The organism is Bradyrhizobium sp. CB1717, from assembly GCF_029714325.1.
GTDB lineage: Bacteria > Pseudomonadota > Alphaproteobacteria > Rhizobiales > Xanthobacteraceae > Bradyrhizobium.
In genome coordinates, this window is the sequence record NZ_CP121666.1 from 7,883,054 (window position 1) to 7,900,340 (window position 17,287).

A 17,287-nucleotide genomic window follows, 5' to 3' on the forward strand; every position below is an offset into this window, starting at 1 on the left:
TAAGGAAGCAAAGTGCCATGACTAGGCTGCCCCCCAATCCCGTCGAGCCCGGCACCTCTTTTCAGGGGCCAAACGTTGATCATCATGCATCTGCCAACACGCCGGTCAATTCTCGAGCCAAGTCCATCGGGATTGACCGGACGCGTGGCAATGATCCTAAGAGCCACACCTCACTTTCTCGTCACAGTGACGTGCTGGATCGGTTGGTGGACGTCACGATCGAGAGCGCGCTCGAGCTCAGTTCGATCGATGCAGTTTCGCGCATCAATCTAGACGAGGCGCGCGCCCCGCCAGGTCAGATCGAGCCAAGCTCGGAACTCTCTTGGCTTAATGAGCCCAATCTTGCGCACAGCCTGCTCTCCTTCGTGACGCCGCGCTTACGTCATTCGCATGTTCTGCGTCCAGAGCAACACAGCCTTCTCCTGGAGCGTTTGGCTGATACGCTATCAGCGGCGCCAGAGGATTTGGTGCCACGTGAAGGGGCCGCCCTTCTGCAACTCGAGCTGCAACGTTTAATCCTGCTCCGGCAGAGTCACAATGGCTTGATCAAAGGCTAGCAATGGTCGTGCCAGACAAAGTGCAACACTTCACATCTACGCAGCCGCCGATCGTTTCCGAAGCCGGCGCTATCGAGCTGATCTCCGGGCCGGAGCGAGATTTGCTCTGCGTGCTTTCTTATGTCTACCTTGCGTGCGGACAGAGCGCCAAGAGCCTGGCTCTGTTGCGGCTGGTCGCTCACGAACAGTCTCAAGACATCGGCCTGCTCCGCATACTGGCCTACGCTCTCATCTCGGAGCGTCGCGGTGACGAAGCACTGTCGGTATTGGACAGGCTTGACAAACTGGATGACGAGCCGTCTTCGTGTCCGCCCTTGATGCTGATGCGCAGCCACGCCCTGCGCCACGCTGGCCGCATGACCGAAGCGCAAGCCGTCTTCAAACGCTATGTTTTGTTGCGGGGCAGCACAGCTGCAATCAAACAACAATAAGGCTTCTCATGGCCAACCTTCTACGAAATCTCATCACGCGCGCGCCGGCTCACCCGGATTTGATGGTCGCGCTGATGCTTCTTCTTGCGATCGGAATGATGATCATGCCGATCCCGATCGTCATGATCGATATGCTGATCGGTTTCAATCTGGGGTTTGCCATATTGCTGTTGATGGTAGCCCTGTATCTCAACACGCCGCTCGACTTTTCGTCCCTGCCGGGCGTCATCCTGATCTCCACCGTCTTTCGTCTCGCTCTTACCGTTGCAACGACGCGACTGATCCTCGCCGAGGGCGATGCCGGCAGCATCATTCATACGTTCGGCGAATTTGTCATATCCGGCAACATCGCCGTGGGCATTGTCATATTCCTGATTGTGACCATGGTGCAGTTCATGGTTCTCGCCAAGGGCGCCGAACGGGTGGCGGAGGTATCTGCGCGCTTCACGCTCGATGCGCTGCCGGGCAAGCAGATGGCGATCGACGCGGAGCTGCGCAACGGCCATATCGATCAGCACGAAGCCCGCAGCCGGCGCGGCGCGCTGGAGCGAGAAAGCCAACTGCACGGCGCGATGGACGGTGCTATGAAATTCGTGAAGGGCGATGCCATAGCCGGACTAATAGTCATCTGCATCAACATGCTGGGTGGCATCACGATCGGATCGCTCTCCAAGGGCATGTCCCTCGAGGAGGCGATGCATCATTATACCACCCTGACGATCGGTGATGCGCTCATTTCGCAGATTCCGGCCCTGCTGCTGTCAATTACAGCCGCAACCATCGTCACTCGTGTCAACGGTCCTTCCAGACTCAATCTCGGCGCCGATATCGTCAACCAACTTACGGCCAGCACACAAGCGCTACGCTTGGCCTCCTGTGTCTTGCTTGTGATGGGGTTCGTTCCTGGCTTCCCTTTGCCTCCCTTTGTCATACTGGCCGCGCTGTTCTCCGCTGCCAGCTTTCTCAAGGTTGGCGTGCAAGAGGGCAAGACTGCTCTCAAGGCCGGCGCCGGTCCCACCGGTTCGGCTCCCGCTTCCCCACAAGGTCAGAAGCAAACCGTGCCCGCGGAGGCACTTCCGATTACGCTGTTGCTAGCGCCGAGCCTGATGCAGGCAATCGACGTAGGGGAACTCGAGCAGTGCGTCGCACGGGTTTCGGCACTAGTTTCAGCTGATCTTGGCATCACAATTCCACGCATTCCCGCCCAAAGCGCACAGCACCTCGCCCAATCGCAATTCCGGGTGGATGTCGAAGGAGTGCCGGTGGAAGAGGGCGCCATTGACCCGACACAACTCTTACTTAACGACGACGTGGCGAATATTGAACTAAGCGGGATCCCCTTTTGGCAGGACCCAGACACGAATCGGATCTGGATCGAACAAGGCCATGCGCCCGCTCTCAAAGCTGCCGGAATAGGGCACCACCGTCCGAGCGAAATCATCGCCTTGCGCGTCCAGTCGACGTTGACACGCTATGCACAGCGCCTGGTGGGCATTCAGGAAACGCGTCAGCTGCTTAGCCGGATGGAGCAGGAATATGCCGATCTGGTGAAGGAGGTGCTGCGCACGACGCCGATCCCTCGCATCGCGGATGTGCTACGTCGCTTGCTGGACGAGGGCATCCCGATCCGGAACACCCGTTTGGTTCTGGAGGCGCTTGCAGAGTGGAGCGAACGGGAGCAAAGTGCCGTACTGCTCACCGAATATGTGCGCTCCGTTCTGAAGCGGCAGATCTGTCACCGCTATGCCAACGCCCATCGTGTTGTGGCGGCCTTTATCGTCGAGCGTGAGACCGAGGATATCGTGCGAGGTGCGGTGCGCGAGACCGCTGTCGGTCCCTACCTCGTTTTGGAGGATCGGCAAAGCGAGATGCTACTTGCACAATTTCGCCAGATCCATTCGAGCATCGCACGTAGTCAGAACCAGCCAGTTATCCTGGGCTCGATGGATATCCGGCGCTTCGTCCGCGGCTTTCTCACCCGCAATGGAATAGACCTACCTGTTCTCTCCTATCAGGATCTCGCCTCGGATTTCACCGTCCAGCCGATTGGCTCCGTCAAACTTGCGCCTAGCAAGGACAAGACTCCTACAGGCGGGCATCGTGACCTCCTCCCTGCGGCCGGCTGACGAGCACAGGTTTGGGGGTCGTGAGGTCGCTTATGAATTCATGTAAGGTTAATGTTCTGCGGCGCCGGCGGAACTTTCGTCGCCATTCGTGCTCGGCCTTTCCCCCCATGCTTGCCATCGTGCTGCTCGCAGGTTGCGCTAACTCGCACAAGTCGGGTCTTTCACAGCAACCGACGTCCACGGCAGAACTGGTCGGGGCCAAGGAGGTCGATCCTGGTATGCGCGAGCGCATCGCCCACGCCCTCGGTCGGGATAGTGACGAGAAGGCTTTGCGCGATGCGCTGAAGCAACGACCGGACAATGTTGATGCCGCGATTCCTCTTGCGCGGGCTTTGCTGGCACGCAAATGCCCGAATGATGCGCTTGAGGTGCTCGACGGGATCTTATTGGCAGCCCCTGGCGACCTGCGCGCATTGAATGCCAAAGCAGTTGCTCTCGATCACGAGGGCCGACATCGGGAGGCCCAAGAACTCTACCGCCAGGCTCTCGCAGCGGAACCCGCAAACCCGATGCTGCGGAATAACTTCACACTGTCCCTCGCCCTTGAAGGTAAGACAGAGACCGGCGTCGCCAACCCACCACCGCAGGCAGACGGCCGGTACTTCTCGGCGCTATCTCGAACGAGCCAATGTGGGAGCGGATCGGAATGGTAACGTCTTGATGCTTAGCAGTCAGATTCCGACAGCTAGGCTTACCATCAACGCGGAACACTCAATCGGCGGCGGCCCCCGCGACCTCGTCGATACAAATGAGAGGCTTCATGTTTCAGCGCACCAGCAATTTATCCGATATCAATGAGAACGCGCGCGACTAATGACCGGCACTACGCGTATCGCCCAAAGATTCGCTGGATATACTCTCATTCCTGAATTCGGCGCCATCGAGTTTCTCCTCTGATTCATTTTCGACTGCAGTCCGGCCATACGCGCCGGTGAACGAGCCACCGGTGGTTGAGATCTCAAGATCTTCATTCGGGAACAAGCTGGGAGAGTTTTATGGCGGAGAGAGCATATTGCTGCGAATCAGCAGCGATACTCTAGCTCGGGTGTCTCGAAAGGCTCAACGCACAGGGGACATGGCGTTTTGCTTCGGCACGAAGTCTGGGTGGAGGAAGCGCGATATTTCACCTATCAGCTCGGGAACGAGAGAGCCGGGCTCCTGAGAACGGAAGCCGTAGGTCGCCCGAGGCGAGCTGTTCAGGCGCAAAAATGATTGGCGCGAAAAATTTCCTGCGTGAGATGAACTCGCCTCAATAATAGATTTCCGGGCTACTCACCCGCTTGTCGATAACGCGGGCGATGTCTTGCTTGAACATCAGCTCCGGATCGACGGCACTAACCGCTCGTCCTCTCTCACTCTTTCAATCCGTGAGCGAAAGCCCGCGCAGCAGCGTTTGGCTTGTTGAGTTAAGTGACCCGATGATGGTGCTTGATCCCACCAAGAACGAGGACAAATGGAAAAACAAAGGATGCAAATGGCAACGAGCGGGCAAACCGCCTTTGTCTCTTGCCGCAACTGAACACAATAGCGGCAATGCCAGGTGTACCGAGAGTGCGGCAAAGCCCTCGAACGATCCGTATGATGATGAATATGACTTTATGTAGAGCGCATAGGCTCTCCACGAAGATAACCGGAGTCATTGGCCAGATCGACTTTGGGGAGGTCAGCCTCGCATCTCATGCTCTTCGCCATATAATTCTTGATCAATGATTTCTGCATCCGCAGGGGACGGCGGAGTTGCGCTTTTGATAAGCCGGAGTTTCCGTTTTCCTTGCGCGGCGCAACATCGGATCTTCCGGCTGTCTAGCGCGCGCGGACATTCATCAGGCGATCATTGAACACATCTGAGCTCCCCGCGGCTAGCAGATTTACTCGGCATGCCCCTCTTAGGGTCGGCTTTAGGGCTTAATGTTTGCACGCCACCGCGACGAACGGTGCCCAACCAAGGAGTCCTGCTTGCCGAATGCGAACGCATCATCCCTCCGGGCGACGTAGCGGCGCGCTTGGCACAGCGTCGACGAGGGCGAAAGCAATCCACAGAGCTGAGCTATCCGGTGGTTCGACGAGGTCCCGGGATGTGCTGGCGGAGATGATGAAGCTGTTCGAGCGTTCTATTCGAAGCTCCCGCCTATTAATTCTCAGCGCGGCGCTTGCGCGACTGGATCGTTTGGCCAACATTGCCTTTCATGATCCGACCTATTGGCCAGATGGTGGATACTTTCATCGTCGAGCGTAATCAAGCAGGACGTGCAGCAGAACAACTGAAGTATCTCTCGATCTCTGCGATCGCGCGTTCCTCCCACTCTGCAGCTTGCGCTAGCAATGAGTCCCGTTGGATTGGCCGAAATGCGGCGGACTGACGGCACAACGAAGCTATCGCGCGATAGCGGCGCACGTTTTCCATAACGGCCGCTCCGCTCATATGTGGATCTCCTCCCCTGCTATCCCGGGCAAGAACTTACTCAAAAACCGTTTTCGATCCCTTAGCGGTTGGAGTGGAAGCCGTGAATGGTTGGCAGAACCTTGCCGGCATGACGGAGGCCGATAATGAATGTATTCCACAAGGAGCCACATCCACATAAAACCTGGCTCGGCAGTGCTCCATCAGGGCGCCTCTGCACCCCGTTGGAGCTAGCGCGAGCGAGGCACGTTTCGGCCTGCAATCTTAATCAGGATGACTGTGAACTGGCCTCCCTTTGGAATCCTCACTAACTAATTTGAGCAATCCGTTTATTGGTGATTTGAAAGACAGAGAGCCGGTGCTTTGTCGCCATCCTTTCGCCTCCATAAAGAGCAAACGGCACACAACTGTGGACTTTCTCAGTCTCATCGGAGCTAGCGAGATTGAGCGGTTGTTTACCTCGCCGGTCGACAACCGAAATGCAGCTTAGCGACGGATCCTCGCAAACACGCAACCCTAGGCAATCTACCAGGTAGCGTAAGCTTATCGCATAACCTTCCGAGTCTCTTCCGTAGCTCCGTTTACTTGATTTAGCGGTGCGCTGGCGCGGCGGGAGTGCACAGGTATTTCACTGAGAATTTAGCAGAATTGAAGAAGGCCAGAGATACTCATCGATACTCGTGGGAAGTAGTATCGCTGCAACTGCCGACAATTAAAGAGCTATGGGAACGAGGCTAACGTTCGGGATCCACTGGGACGCAGACTACCACCCATTGGTCCACACCCGATTGATACGGATGCCACGTGTGACGCTGACTGTCAAAACGTGCCGCAGTCCTACCCGTGAATTCGGCGGCGTCGTGAATTTGCTGAAACTATCGTGCCTGTCGGCATGGCGGGCCGAAAGAGCGCCCCTTGCGAGGTTAAGTGAGGCCGTTTTAGACCGCAACGAGCAACGACAAGTGTCCTCGGTTTTGCGGCCGTGTGGATCACAAAAGGCTACTGCGCCATTCAAGGGGACGCTTCAGCCAGCCGAACGACCGCTGGCCATCAGCCTACCAAAACAAGGAGACGACGGCCGCTTGTTTGTAACATATGCTCTGCGAGCGTACGGCTGACACGAGCGAACGGATCACATCAATTGTGCGCCGGCGCGCTCGCATCCCTACGCGTTTAGAGGCACTCGGATGATCACGCCATTTCAACGGAATTGGAGTCCGAAAGAATTATTCAATGCTCTTACACCAACGATGTTCACCGCCGAGCCGTCAGCTGTCCGCGCACGTTGGGACAAATTGTGGCCTGATCTGTACACGGAATATGACGTCCGGCACTTGAAACAAGAATTAGTGGCGAGACTCTTATCGCTTCCGATGAAGCTGCTGCATTCTTCAACGCCTGGGCGATTGACGAAGAGCGCCACACCGACGGACTCACCCGGATCATTGAACTTGTCGCTAATGGACCCGAAAAGACTCTTCGGGAGAGATTGGAGGCTCGATCTCATGATTTTGGTCCGATCGTTGAACACCTGAAGGAAGACTTTTCCCTAATGGTTATGATCGTATTTGATGAGATGTGCACTTGTCGCGCTTATGCAGCAGAAAAACCGTTTTATGAGGCCCTTGGAAACAAGACGTTCCATCATTGGCTGCAGGAGGTAATTACCGACGAGGCGGTCCACTCGATGAACGCCGTTAATGTTATCCGCTCGCGCTATCGCGATCGCATCGGCCAAGTCGGCACAATTCTTGATAACCTAATCCCCGCGGCCGATACTCTACGCTATTCTGGCACCTTCGTCCTGGACTACTTCGGCGCAGTGTACTCCAGGGAGCTGCTCGCCGGCTCCCGCCTCGCGACCATGAGAAATATTGCCAAGCCACTCATCGTGTAGAGCGAGATCTGTAACCGCGAGCCTACGTGAAACTTGGTCCGACGTCATACCGCTCTTCAAGTTTTCCATTCTGCCAGTTAACGCCGGGTTTTCTTGACGCGTCGTGCGTAAATGTCGTGTTCACGACATGTCGACGGTTCACCTTTTGCCAGGATGTAGGTGGCAGTTCTGTTTTGTCTCCAGTTTGATGTGCGCGCGGCCGTGAGTACGCCACGCCAGCAACTGGCCCGGTCTTTGCTCTGCTGTTTGGCGAAACGAGCGGCTCCGCGCTTTATCGGATTTGTCTGCCATGAACGTGGTCAGCATGGAATGAAAGGCGATACCATGAGGAATCTGATTTCGGTCACCGCCAAGGCAGGAGGGACCGCCGCTAATACCTCCGGCTCGACGACGCTCACCGCGCCGGCGGTCGAGCACAGGATGGATGATAGCACTGACTTATATCTACCTGAAGAGGAGAGCGTCTTTGCCGACAGGGTCAGATCGGATCGACCCGCTAGCTTCACGCTTCAGAACGGCCTCCAGGTGCTCGCGATCCCGGATCATCGCACACCGGTTGTGACTCAGATGATCTGGTATAAGGTCGGCTCGGCCGACGAGCCGCCTGGCAAATCGGGGCTTGCGCATTTCCTCGAACACCTGATGTTCAAGGGCACCTCCAAACATCCGGCGGATGCCTTCTCCAAGGCCGTCCTGCGCGCCGGCGGCACTCAGAACGCCTTCACCGGGCTCGACTACACCAGCTACTTCCAGCACGTGCCGCGCGAGCACCTCGGCAAGATGATGGAATTTGAAGCCGACCGCATGACCGGTCTCATTCTCAAAGATGAGGACGTGCTTTGCGAGCGCGACGTCGTGCTGGAGGAATTCAATATGAGCATCGCCAACAATCCGCGTGCGCGTCTCGCCGAGCAGATGACGGCGGCGCTTTACCTCAACCACCCCTACGGTCGCCCCATTATCGGGTGGCGTCACGAAATCGAAAAGCTTACCCGAGAGGATGCGCTTACTTTCTACAAGCGCTTTTATGCACCGAACAACGCGATCCTGATTGTCGCTGGCGACGTCGCCCCTAAGGAAGTCCGCTCGATGGTGACGGAGACATTTGGCGGCATCCCCACGCAAGCATCAATTCCCCTGGAACGCCTGCGGCCGCAGGAGCCGACGCCGGCCGCGCCGCGCACAGTGACGTTGGCCGACGCCCGCGTGGAGCAGCCAGCCCTGCACCGCTATTATCTTGTGCCATCGGCTCGCACCGCGGCCGCCGGCGAGGGTCCAGTGCTTGCCGTGCTCGAGCAGTTAATGGGCGGCGGGGTCAACTCATATCTCTATCGCTCGCTGGTGGTCGAAAAGCAGCTCGCGGTCACTGCCGGAGCGAGCTACCACTCTGCCGCGCTCGATCCCTCGCTATTCGCGATTTTTGCCCTACCGAAACCTGGCGTCACACTCAGCCAGATCGAGCGCGCCATCGACGAGGTAACGGCCGACATTGCGGGTAATCCCGCGAGCACCGAAGATCTCGATAGGGTCAAGACGCGGCTGATCGCGCAGGTAACCTATGTCCAGGACAATCAGGAAATGCTAGCCCGCTGGTATGGCCGCGGCCTGACAACGGGACTATCCGTCGACGATATTCGGAGCTGGGCCGACCGCATCCGCGCGGTCGGTGCACAGCAGGTGCACGAGGCCGCGCCGAAATGGCTCGACAAGAAACGATCCGTGACCGGCTCTCTCATCAAAGAGTCCACCCCAAAACACGGGGAGAAGCTCTAATGATCCATTCGTACACACGACGTGAGGTCCTCCTTGGGGGAGCCTCGCTCCCAATCGCGATGCTCGCTTCGCCCAGTTCGCTTGCCGCCACGAGGACGCTTGCCCGGACCGGGATCGAGCGCCTGGTTTCGTCTTGCGGTATAGAAGCCTGGTTCGTGCAGGATTCCACTGTCCCGTTGATCACGATGGAATTTGCCTTCACCGGCGGCGCGACTCAGGACCCCGAACAAAAACCTGGCGTAAGCCAAATGGTTGCTGGCCTGCTCAAGGAAGGTTCCGCCGGCCTTGACTTCAAGACCTTCCATGATCGGCTCGACCATCGCGCCATTGATCTGCATTTTCACTCGACCCATGATCACTTCCGCGGTTCCTTGCGCACGCTTGAGGACAACGCAGACGAAGCCTTCGACCTTTTACGGATGGCGCTAACCTCGCCCCGTTTCGACGCTGCCGATGTCGATCGGATCCGTGCCACTGTGCTTGCGCGCCTTCGGCACGACTCGACTGATCCGTCGTCGCTGGCCCATTGCAAGTTCCTCGAAGTCGCCTTTAGCGATCATCCTTATGCTCGCCCAGCCGGCGGCTCGTTGGAAAGCGTGCCGAAGATCGCGATCGCAGATCTCAAGGGCTATGTGCGACGCGTGCTCGCAAAAGACACGCTAAAACTTGCGGTGGTCGGCGACGTCCGTCCAGAGGTCCTCTGCAAACTGCTCGACAAGACCTTTGGCAGCCTGCCGACCGAATCGGAAGCGGTACCGGTTCCCGAAGTCGTCGCAGCAAAGCCCCCGCAGCGGGTCTTTATTCCGCTCGACGTGCCGCAGACAGTAGTGACTTTTGGCGGTCCAGCCGTCCGTCGCAGAGAGCCCGATTTCATGGCCGCCTATGTCGTCAACCACATCCTCGGCGGCGCCGGCCTGACGTCGCGTTTGTTCCGCGAAGTCCGCGAGAAGCGCGGACTAGCCTACTCGGTTCGTGAGAACCTGGTCTGGCTGGATCATTCAGCCATGTTTCTCGGCAATAGCGGCACCTGCGCCGATCGTGCCGAGGAAACGGTCGAAGAAATCGAGAAGCAGGTCCGCCACATCGCCGAGGAGGGACCGACTCAGCAGGAACTCGATGATGCAAAGTCCTACCTGAAGGGCTCGCAAATGCTGGCTCTCAACACATCATCAAAGCTTGCGCGGACGCTGCTGCAGCAGCAGCTTGACAAGCTGCCCATCGACTATTTCGAAAAGCACAACGCCGTGGTCGATGGGGTGACGTTGGCAGACGCCAAGAGAGCAGCGCGGCGGCTGTGGGGCGATGGTCTGCTCACAATTATTGTCGGCCGCTCCCCAAAGGACGCAGCGCAGCCGACCACCATGCCATCGGCTACCACCCCGCCGCCAGGCGCCCTGCAGCTAGACGCTGCTCCGACGGCGCCACCGAATTGACCTTCTAGCAGCCCAGGCGCTTATCAAGCGCGTGGCTGTTGCGCACAAAGTGCGTCTAGCTGACCGCCTTTAGCTCGCGGAGATATTCGCTCGTGGACAGTTACCATGCGGCCGCTCGAGCACCGTTTCTGCTCAATCGAGTTGCCAAACAAGCAGTCCGGGTTGAAGTCTTCAGGGCAACCAAATGCTAGATAGAAAAGGGTCCCAGCGAAGCCTAAGTTAAGGCACTGTCGTCCTGCCATTGGCAATACCTCAGACGTGGAGATAACCAGTTACCAAATGGCTTGCTCCTAATTCTTTTCATTTCCATGGTCGGATCGGAGCTCTTCGCAGCGCCAGAGGATCGCTACTTTCGGCCGCCTTCGGCGTGTGCTCGATCTGCGTTAAGCCCGCAGGCGGGCGTTATGTACCCTGGCGCGCCCTTCCAGCGCACACTCTAGGGGTGTCTGGCAACGCTCCGGTGGTTGCCCCATATGAAGGCAAGCATGGCGTCGCTTTACGCCGAGGCCGAATATGCAGAGCAACTATCTAAAGCGCGACCGACCAGAAGAAGCGAGAAATGGACGCGCCCTCGCATTCCATTTCAGGCGGGCGCACCTAGTAAATCGAAAGGGTGATCAGAGTGGGAGCTTCAAAACGGTAACGTACACCGTCCGCCGCACCCAAGGAAGCGGCCCACCGAGAGCGCACACGCGCCAGGCCATCTGCAGCTTCCCGCAGCGTCATCAGTGAAATCTGTGCCCGAGGGAAGGATCGCCGGTCCCATTCGCTCGACCCCGGCTTCTTTTGACGGAGCGTCCTCGATGTCGCTTCATCACCGATGTCGCGCCGCCGGGCGTACCCCCCTTACCTCTCGATCTCGATCTCCAGGAGACGATAATCTCGCCTCGACGCGAACAGATGCTTGCTTGCTATTTGCGTCAGCTACCCGTTTCAGCGCTCGCATATCTCGATATTCTTCAGCAGAGCGAGAGCTCGGTCGTTGAGGGTCATTGTCCGCCGAAAAGTCGGACGATCTGATCCAGCAGACCTTTGATGATTTCGTCAAGCCATAGTCGTATTGCGTAGCACCGCCTTTATTTCTTCCGCGACTTCGCAATCTGACGCTACGTAAGATTCGGTAGCTTCATGCCCATCTAGATGGCGGCGCCGATAGATAACCTATGGCAATCGCAACGATCATCACAGGCAGAACGTTGGTTCTTGGCCAGCCGCTTACAAACCTCACGTAGATCACCACTACAAGTGATTTACTCCCCATTCTCGACCTGCATCGTCGTTGCAATCTAAGGACGTCACTCGCTTGATGTTGACAATGTTCATCGGTTGCAGAGCTCTCGCATCCGAAGGTTCATTGGCCCTTCTTTCTGCCATGTTCGCACCCAAAGCAGAGACGCGCCGGTTGCGCAGTTCGCGACGGCTATAGCGAGTGTCTCAGGAGATTTCCATGGTGAAGCCAGTTGTAATTGTGGTAGGTGCGGACAAGGGAGGAGTCGGCAAAACGACCGTATCACGAACGCTACTGGACTACTTCAGCGTCAACAACGTGCAAACACGCGCATTCGACACGGAGTCGCCGCGGGGAACGCTGAAGCGCTTTTATCCCGAGATCACCGAGATCGTTGACATGACGACGACAGCGGACCAGATGAAGATCTTCGACACCCTGAACTCAGGGCTGTCCGTCACTGTCATTGATGCTCGCGCAGGCTTACTTTCTTCTGCGCTGGCTTCCTTGCGCGACATCGGATTTCTGGACTCGGCGCGGTCTGGCCAGATAACATTCGCCGTGTTCCATATCTTGGGATCATCCATCGCTTCGCTGGACGAGATCGCGGAGACCGCGACCTTCATGAGCGGCGCAAAGTACTACCTAGTCAAGAACTTCATCAACGACACTCAATTCTTCCAGTGGGATCAAGCGACCTATAATTCCTATTTTCACCGCATCAAACATGCGACTGAGTTGGTCATACCGAAGCTTAACGAGATGGCTTATGAGCAGGTGGAAGTCGCATCAGTCCCATTCATAGACTTCGTCGCAAACAAGGGGCGGAACGATGAACCCGCGAACAACTCCTTCGTGCTGCGCGGTTATGTCCGGCACTGGCTGGCAAATGTCTGGAGCGAATTTGATCGCATCAACTTGACGGAATTGGCCGGCGCCAAGTCCGCCACCCGAGCCGGCGAGAAGTAGCCGCATATTCGCCGAGCTCGGTCGGGCCCACGCACGAAACGAAATTGATCTGCTGGCTATGTTAGCAACTCCCATCTACATCATTTGCTCTCCTAGCCCGCAGGTCGGTAAAACTCTCATCGCTCGGGCCATGAGCGAGTTCTTGCTGCTGAAAAACGGCACAGCGCTGTCGTTTGACGTCAACTTGAAAGAGCCGTCGTTGCTCGACTACCTCCCCAACATCACGGAGACTGCGGATGTGATCGACACTTATGGCAAGATGCAGCTGATGGACCCTCTTATTATCCACGACCGGGTAGCCAAGGTGATCGATCTCGGCTTTCACGCCTTCGACGAATTCTTCAGGATGTGCGAAGAGATCGGGTTCATGAAGGAGACGGCGCGCTGCTATGTCGCCCCCATCATCCTCTTCGTCGCGGGCGCTGACCGCATCTCCTTTCGAGGTTATGAAATGCTGCGGCGCCGAATTCCGCCGGCGTCGCTGGTCACCGTCCACAATGAATTCGTGCTGCGTGGCGAGTTGCCTGAAGCGATGGATGGCGAGCGGGTGCTTCGGATTCCCGCGCTTCCAATGTTCCTCAAGAGATATATCGACCGGGTTAGCTTTTCCTTCACTGGATATCTGCGCAACGAGAAGGACTGGTCAACCGAGCTGCATCAATGGATCCGACGGAACTACGGCATGTTTCGCGATCTGGATTCGAGTGTGATGCTGCGAAAGGCCTATCGATCTCGTGGCACGGACATCGACAGCCTACGTTGCACAAGGGCTACTTGAGAACCCGATCTGCTCGCCATCTATTCGTCCCGGCCTATGAGTAATCTTCGATGGCGCTCTCAACGGGACGCGAACGCATGAATTGCGGTATACGAATCTTCAGTGGACTGGGCGTCTTTGCTCGCCGAAAGAACAGGCGGGGAAGTCGCATGTTCTCGGATGCAATTATTCGGCAGGAATGCGGAGCCAACGAATGGCCGCTCGATGACTATCGCTATGCTTGATACTCCAGGGACGAAGCATCTGTGATGACTTCAATTGATGCTGCATTAAGTGAGATCAGATCGCTGCGGAGCGAAATCTGGCGGTGCCGTCGACTCCTTAAACGGGACCTACCTGCCGCGGAGCGCACGGCCGTTGAGAATCGTCTGGTTGAACAACTTTCCGCCTTTGAACGGCTCCTGTCGACGGCGTTTCCTTTGACCCTTGAGCCCGAAACGGTATTCGGCCAGGAGCATCACGATCGGGCAAACTGATTCCCCTGAAGCGCCCATCGACAACGCCGTAACGGCAGTTCCTTCGGGAAGTCGATCGGCGGATAACAAAAGAGGTCTCCTGGCTCTATCTGTATCTTGAGCCCGGGAGCCGAAACCAGGCTATTCTCCAGCTGAGAAACCTGAAGAAGACCACGACGGAACACCCTCCAACGCTAAGGTTCCAGCGATCTTTTGCCAGTTGTAGCCGACTTAGCCACCTGCCCGGAAAATACTTGATTGCCGACCATAGATTGATGGGCGGCACGATTCCTGCAGATGTCGGCCGTAGCCACCGCAGTTACCCAGATTGTCCTTCCGACCAGCTATGGGACCAAGCCGATGGCAATCTCGAGGCGGGCCCAAAGTCGGCGGATGGCTGCAGCGCTGAAGAGCGCAACTGCTTCAGTGCGAAATTGAAGTTCAGAGCGCATTGCAATCTCGTAGTACGCGTGGGCGCACATCGATCGCTGATCGGGGCCAATCGATCCACGGAGCTCGGCCCCCGGATAGATGAACTGCGGCCCGGCAGGCTGATGCTTCAGCCCGATCGACTTTCGGCCACGCTGGCCAAACTCTGGCCCGCAGGTCTGAACACCTCACTGTCGCTCAATTTCTGCGACTGCCACTCGGACGCCTTCACTCTCGATGGAGGACGACCGGAAGCCTATTGAGACGCCGTCTTGGTCCTTCGTTTCTCTCCGCCGCAATTGGCATCATGCGGCGGCATTCGCTGCGTAAATTCTTGAAATTGTCCCTAAGGCAAAAGACGGCTACCTCCACATCGCTAAGCCCTCTAAAGCGGTCACAGAAGCGCATCAGGTCTAGTCTGCATGACATTAAGACTTGCTCGGCCCCACGATCTCGCGCACGAGCTTGTTCTGTGCACCACGTAGCTGCGATCGCGATCACGATCGCAGCGAGGGCGGATGCACAGCAATGCGCATTGCAAATCCAGCTCATTCGTCGCTCTTGATTCACCAAACCTGTCTTAAGCCGCATATCCTTCACTGTTATTCCTTGCCCCGCGAGCGTAATCTGTTTGCCGGATTGCGCGCCTCGGCAGCCATGATCGCGCCTGTTGCGGGCCAGCCGCAATGATTACGGCCTCCGAATCATCGTCCCACCACGCGCAACACGCTTATTGCGAAGACGGAGGTACGACAAAGATCGGCCGTTTAGCGCATGTGTGGCGATGCTGTCTCCTCCGTGGCGTTCTGCTTCGCAATGCCTACAACCTGACGCCACGGTCGATTCAAGCACTTTGAGCGTCCGGCACGTGTGAATACGTGCTGAGACGGGCATACCCACATTGGTGGCAGTAGGACGAACTTCTGACAACTACACGCCTGACCGACTGCCCCGCGGCTAGGAACGTCACTGATGTTGGTGGCGATCAGCTTAGTGTGGGGGTTGAAGGCTCAAAGCGCACGCATCGAGGCGAGCAGCGAGAAGCTGCGCCGGCGCAGCTCGCTTTGTTCGCGGTCTCAGCCAGCTGACCTGCAGAGTCAAAGAGTGCCGTACGGGTGAGTTTCCGAGAAGCACGGAGGCTCGGACCGACAGGCCAGGATTTCTGTGGCTGGATGATGATTCGTCGCACCTTACCGTCGATTCGACATCCTCGAGCCGCTCGCTGCAATTCACAGTGCGCAATTGCTTGGAACCAGCTCAGCAGGCTTCGACCTTGAGCCCCTGGCACACCGGTTGCTTTAGCACCGGCGGAGCGTCGGCCTGGGTGCAGCCTAGCCCAGCATACGGAAGACACCATTCGTTGACTGCTGCGCGTCGTTCTGCGGGCGGACGCGGACGGAGCGCTATGTTTGCGATTCCACGATCTAGGAGAAAAGCGAGACATCACATGAGGGAAATAGCGGTACGCGAGCTTTCCAGGGCCGGTAGGTTAAGTGTTGTGGCCTCAGCCATTCTGGTTTCCTCCGCCGCAGGCGCCAATGAGGATTTGACGCGCGTCGCCAAGCGGATTTTCGAGCCAATTCCCTCAGCCGCTCCAGCGGTGAGGGACAATCCTATCACCCATGAAAAGGTCACACTTGGCAAATCCTTGTTTTTCGATTCGAGGCTATCGGCGAGCGGGGTTATTAGCTGCAATACGTGTCATAACCTTGGGACGGGCGGGGTAGATGCCGGCCCGAGGTCGATTGGTCATCGTTGGCAGCTGGGGTCACGTCGTGCGCCAACAGTCTATAACGCAGTCTTCAACGTGGCGCAGTTCTGGGATGGGCGAGCGGCGGATCTTAAGGCGCAAGCCGCAGGCCCTGTCCAGGCCAGCGTCGAAATGAATGCGACGCCCGATCACGTGCTCAAAACATTGAATTCAATGACCGATTATGTCGTTATGTTCAGTAAGGCTTTTCCAAACGAAGTGGCGCCCGTTACGTTTGAAAATTTCGCCAAGGCCATCGAGGCTTTCGAGGCAACCTTGATTACTCCCGCCGCCCCCTTCGATCAGTACCTCGAGGGCGATGAATATGCTCTCAGCGATCAGCAGAAAACCGGGCTAAAGCTATTCATCGAAAAGGGATGTTCCTCTTGCCACAACGGAATTAACGTCGGTGGACAGGATTATTTTCGCTTCGGCGTCGTTAAGAGGCCAGCCGAAGGCCTGCTTCCAAAGGAGGACAAGGGTCGTTTTGCCGTCACTAAGGATCTCGGCGACGAGTATGTTTTCCGCTCGGCGCCGTTGCGCAACGTCGCATTGCGCCCCCCCTACTTTCATTCTGGTCAGGTTTGGAGTCTTAAGCAAGCGGTCGGCGTCATGAGTGAGGTTCAGCTTGGAGCAAAGCTCAGCGATGAAGAAACTGACGAGATTGTCGCCTTTCTGAATTCGCTCACCGGGCAGCTGCCGAAGATCGAGTACCCGATACTGCCCACGCGCACCATTGCAACGCCAAAGCCCTCCTTAGACAAATAGGTCTTCACGATAGCGACACCCTAGGCGGTCCAAGCCGGAGCATTCAACAGGCTCGAGTTGCGGGCCTCAAGCCCGAACCCGTCGCCGACGCCAGAGTTCCTTAGGGACCGGTTAAGTCATCCGTCTTGGGCAGCTCAATCCTGCGTCGACTCGCGAGGCAACGAAGGCCCGCGCGCCCTGAAATGCGTCGGCAACCCGTGCTGCTAGGAAGACGTTCTGCCGTAGCTCGCGGGCACCGCATATCATCTCACATCAGCCCTTTCTCCAAGCGGCCGGCCGCCGACTTTTCCTC

13 protein-coding genes are annotated in these 17,287 nt (G+C 57.2%); 12 read left to right on the plus strand and 1 reads right to left on the minus strand.

The window, feature by feature from the left end; translation table 11 throughout:
- Positions 1–17 precede the first annotated feature (17 nt).
- From QA649_RS36560 to QA649_RS36580, 5 genes are all read left to right on the plus strand, one after another.
- Positions 18–557, plus strand: a complete 540-nt coding sequence (locus QA649_RS36560) for a hypothetical protein (RefSeq protein WP_283021414.1) — start codon at positions 18–20, stop codon at positions 555–557.
- Positions 558–559: 2 nt separating this feature from the next.
- The gene (locus QA649_RS36565; protein ID WP_283021415.1) at positions 560–988 is read left to right on the plus strand and encodes a histidine kinase; all 429 of its coding nucleotides are present in this window, start codon (positions 560–562) and stop codon (positions 986–988) included.
- An 8-nt stretch (positions 989–996) separates the two neighbouring features.
- A complete protein-coding gene (sctV, locus tag QA649_RS36570; RefSeq protein WP_283021416.1) occupies positions 997–3,114 on the plus strand; it encodes a type III secretion system export apparatus subunit SctV in 2,118 nt (705 codons plus the stop codon).
- 107 nt (positions 3,115–3,221) lie between these two features.
- A complete protein-coding gene (locus QA649_RS36575; protein WP_283021417.1) occupies positions 3,222–3,767 on the plus strand; it encodes a tetratricopeptide repeat protein in 546 nt (181 codons plus the stop codon).
- Positions 3,768–4,421: 654 nt separating this feature from the next.
- Positions 4,422–4,718 carry a hypothetical protein gene (locus tag QA649_RS36580; protein WP_283021418.1) on the plus strand — a complete coding sequence of 99 codons (297 nt, stop codon included), beginning with the start codon at positions 4,422–4,424 and terminating at the stop codon, positions 4,716–4,718.
- 632 nt (positions 4,719–5,350) lie between these two features.
- On the opposite strand, the gene QA649_RS36585 is transcribed toward QA649_RS36580, so the two are convergent.
- A complete protein-coding gene (locus tag QA649_RS36585) occupies positions 5,351–5,536 on the minus strand; it encodes a hypothetical protein (RefSeq protein ID WP_283021419.1) in 186 nt (61 codons plus the stop codon).
- Positions 5,537–7,067: 1,531 nt separating this feature from the next.
- Between QA649_RS36585 and QA649_RS36590 the strand changes: the two genes are divergently transcribed.
- From QA649_RS36590 to QA649_RS36620, 7 genes are all read left to right on the plus strand, one after another.
- Positions 7,068–7,412: a hypothetical protein gene (locus QA649_RS36590; protein ID WP_283021420.1), complete on the plus strand. Its 345-nt coding sequence runs from the start codon at positions 7,068–7,070 to the stop codon at positions 7,410–7,412.
- Positions 7,413–7,832: 420 nt separating this feature from the next.
- Positions 7,833–9,185 carry a pitrilysin family protein gene (locus QA649_RS36595; protein ID WP_100233415.1) on the plus strand — a complete coding sequence of 451 codons (1,353 nt, stop codon included), beginning with the start codon at positions 7,833–7,835 and terminating at the stop codon, positions 9,183–9,185.
- A gap of 59 nt (positions 9,186–9,244) precedes the next feature.
- Positions 9,245–10,618: a pitrilysin family protein gene (locus QA649_RS36600; protein ID WP_167406919.1), complete on the plus strand. Its 1,374-nt coding sequence runs from the start codon at positions 9,245–9,247 to the stop codon at positions 10,616–10,618.
- Positions 10,619–12,065: 1,447 nt separating this feature from the next.
- Positions 12,066–12,815: a hypothetical protein gene (locus QA649_RS36605; RefSeq protein WP_092302639.1), complete on the plus strand. Its 750-nt coding sequence runs from the start codon at positions 12,066–12,068 to the stop codon at positions 12,813–12,815.
- Between the two features lie 58 nt (positions 12,816–12,873).
- Positions 12,874–13,593 carry a hypothetical protein gene (locus QA649_RS36610; protein ID WP_100233313.1) on the plus strand — a complete coding sequence of 240 codons (720 nt, stop codon included), beginning with the start codon at positions 12,874–12,876 and terminating at the stop codon, positions 13,591–13,593.
- A gap of 709 nt (positions 13,594–14,302) precedes the next feature.
- The gene (locus tag QA649_RS36615; protein WP_283021421.1) at positions 14,303–14,740 is read left to right on the plus strand and encodes a hypothetical protein; all 438 of its coding nucleotides are present in this window, start codon (positions 14,303–14,305) and stop codon (positions 14,738–14,740) included.
- A gap of 1,184 nt (positions 14,741–15,924) precedes the next feature.
- Positions 15,925–16,995 carry a cytochrome-c peroxidase gene (locus QA649_RS36620; protein ID WP_283021422.1) on the plus strand — a complete coding sequence of 357 codons (1,071 nt, stop codon included), beginning with the start codon at positions 15,925–15,927 and terminating at the stop codon, positions 16,993–16,995.
- Positions 16,996–17,287 lie beyond the last annotated feature (292 nt).

Bases quoted from the DNA above. Each gene is read 5' to 3' on its own strand.
- QA649_RS36595 (WP_100233415.1), top strand. From the start codon at position 7,833: ATGGATGATAGCACTGACTTATATCTACCTGAAGAGGAGAGCGTCTTT.
- QA649_RS36605 (WP_092302639.1), top strand. From the start codon at position 12,066: ATGGTGAAGCCAGTTGTAATTGTGGTAGGTGCGGACAAGGGAGGAGTC.
- QA649_RS36585 (WP_283021419.1), bottom strand. From the start codon at position 5,536: ATGAGCGGAGCGGCCGTTATGGAAAACGTGCGCCGCTATCGCGCGATA.
- QA649_RS36565 (WP_283021415.1), top strand. From the start codon at position 560: ATGGTCGTGCCAGACAAAGTGCAACACTTCACATCTACGCAGCCGCCG.
- QA649_RS36590 (WP_283021420.1), top strand. From the start codon at position 7,068: ATGGTTATGATCGTATTTGATGAGATGTGCACTTGTCGCGCTTATGCA.
- sctV (WP_283021416.1), top strand. From the start codon at position 997: ATGGCCAACCTTCTACGAAATCTCATCACGCGCGCGCCGGCTCACCCG.
- QA649_RS36620 (WP_283021422.1), top strand. From the start codon at position 15,925: ATGAGGGAAATAGCGGTACGCGAGCTTTCCAGGGCCGGTAGGTTAAGT.
- QA649_RS36610 (WP_100233313.1), top strand. From the start codon at position 12,874: ATGTTAGCAACTCCCATCTACATCATTTGCTCTCCTAGCCCGCAGGTC.
- QA649_RS36600 (WP_167406919.1), top strand. From the start codon at position 9,245: ATGCTCGCTTCGCCCAGTTCGCTTGCCGCCACGAGGACGCTTGCCCGG.
- QA649_RS36575 (WP_283021417.1), top strand. From the start codon at position 3,222: ATGCTTGCCATCGTGCTGCTCGCAGGTTGCGCTAACTCGCACAAGTCG.
- QA649_RS36560 (WP_283021414.1), top strand. From the start codon at position 18: ATGACTAGGCTGCCCCCCAATCCCGTCGAGCCCGGCACCTCTTTTCAG.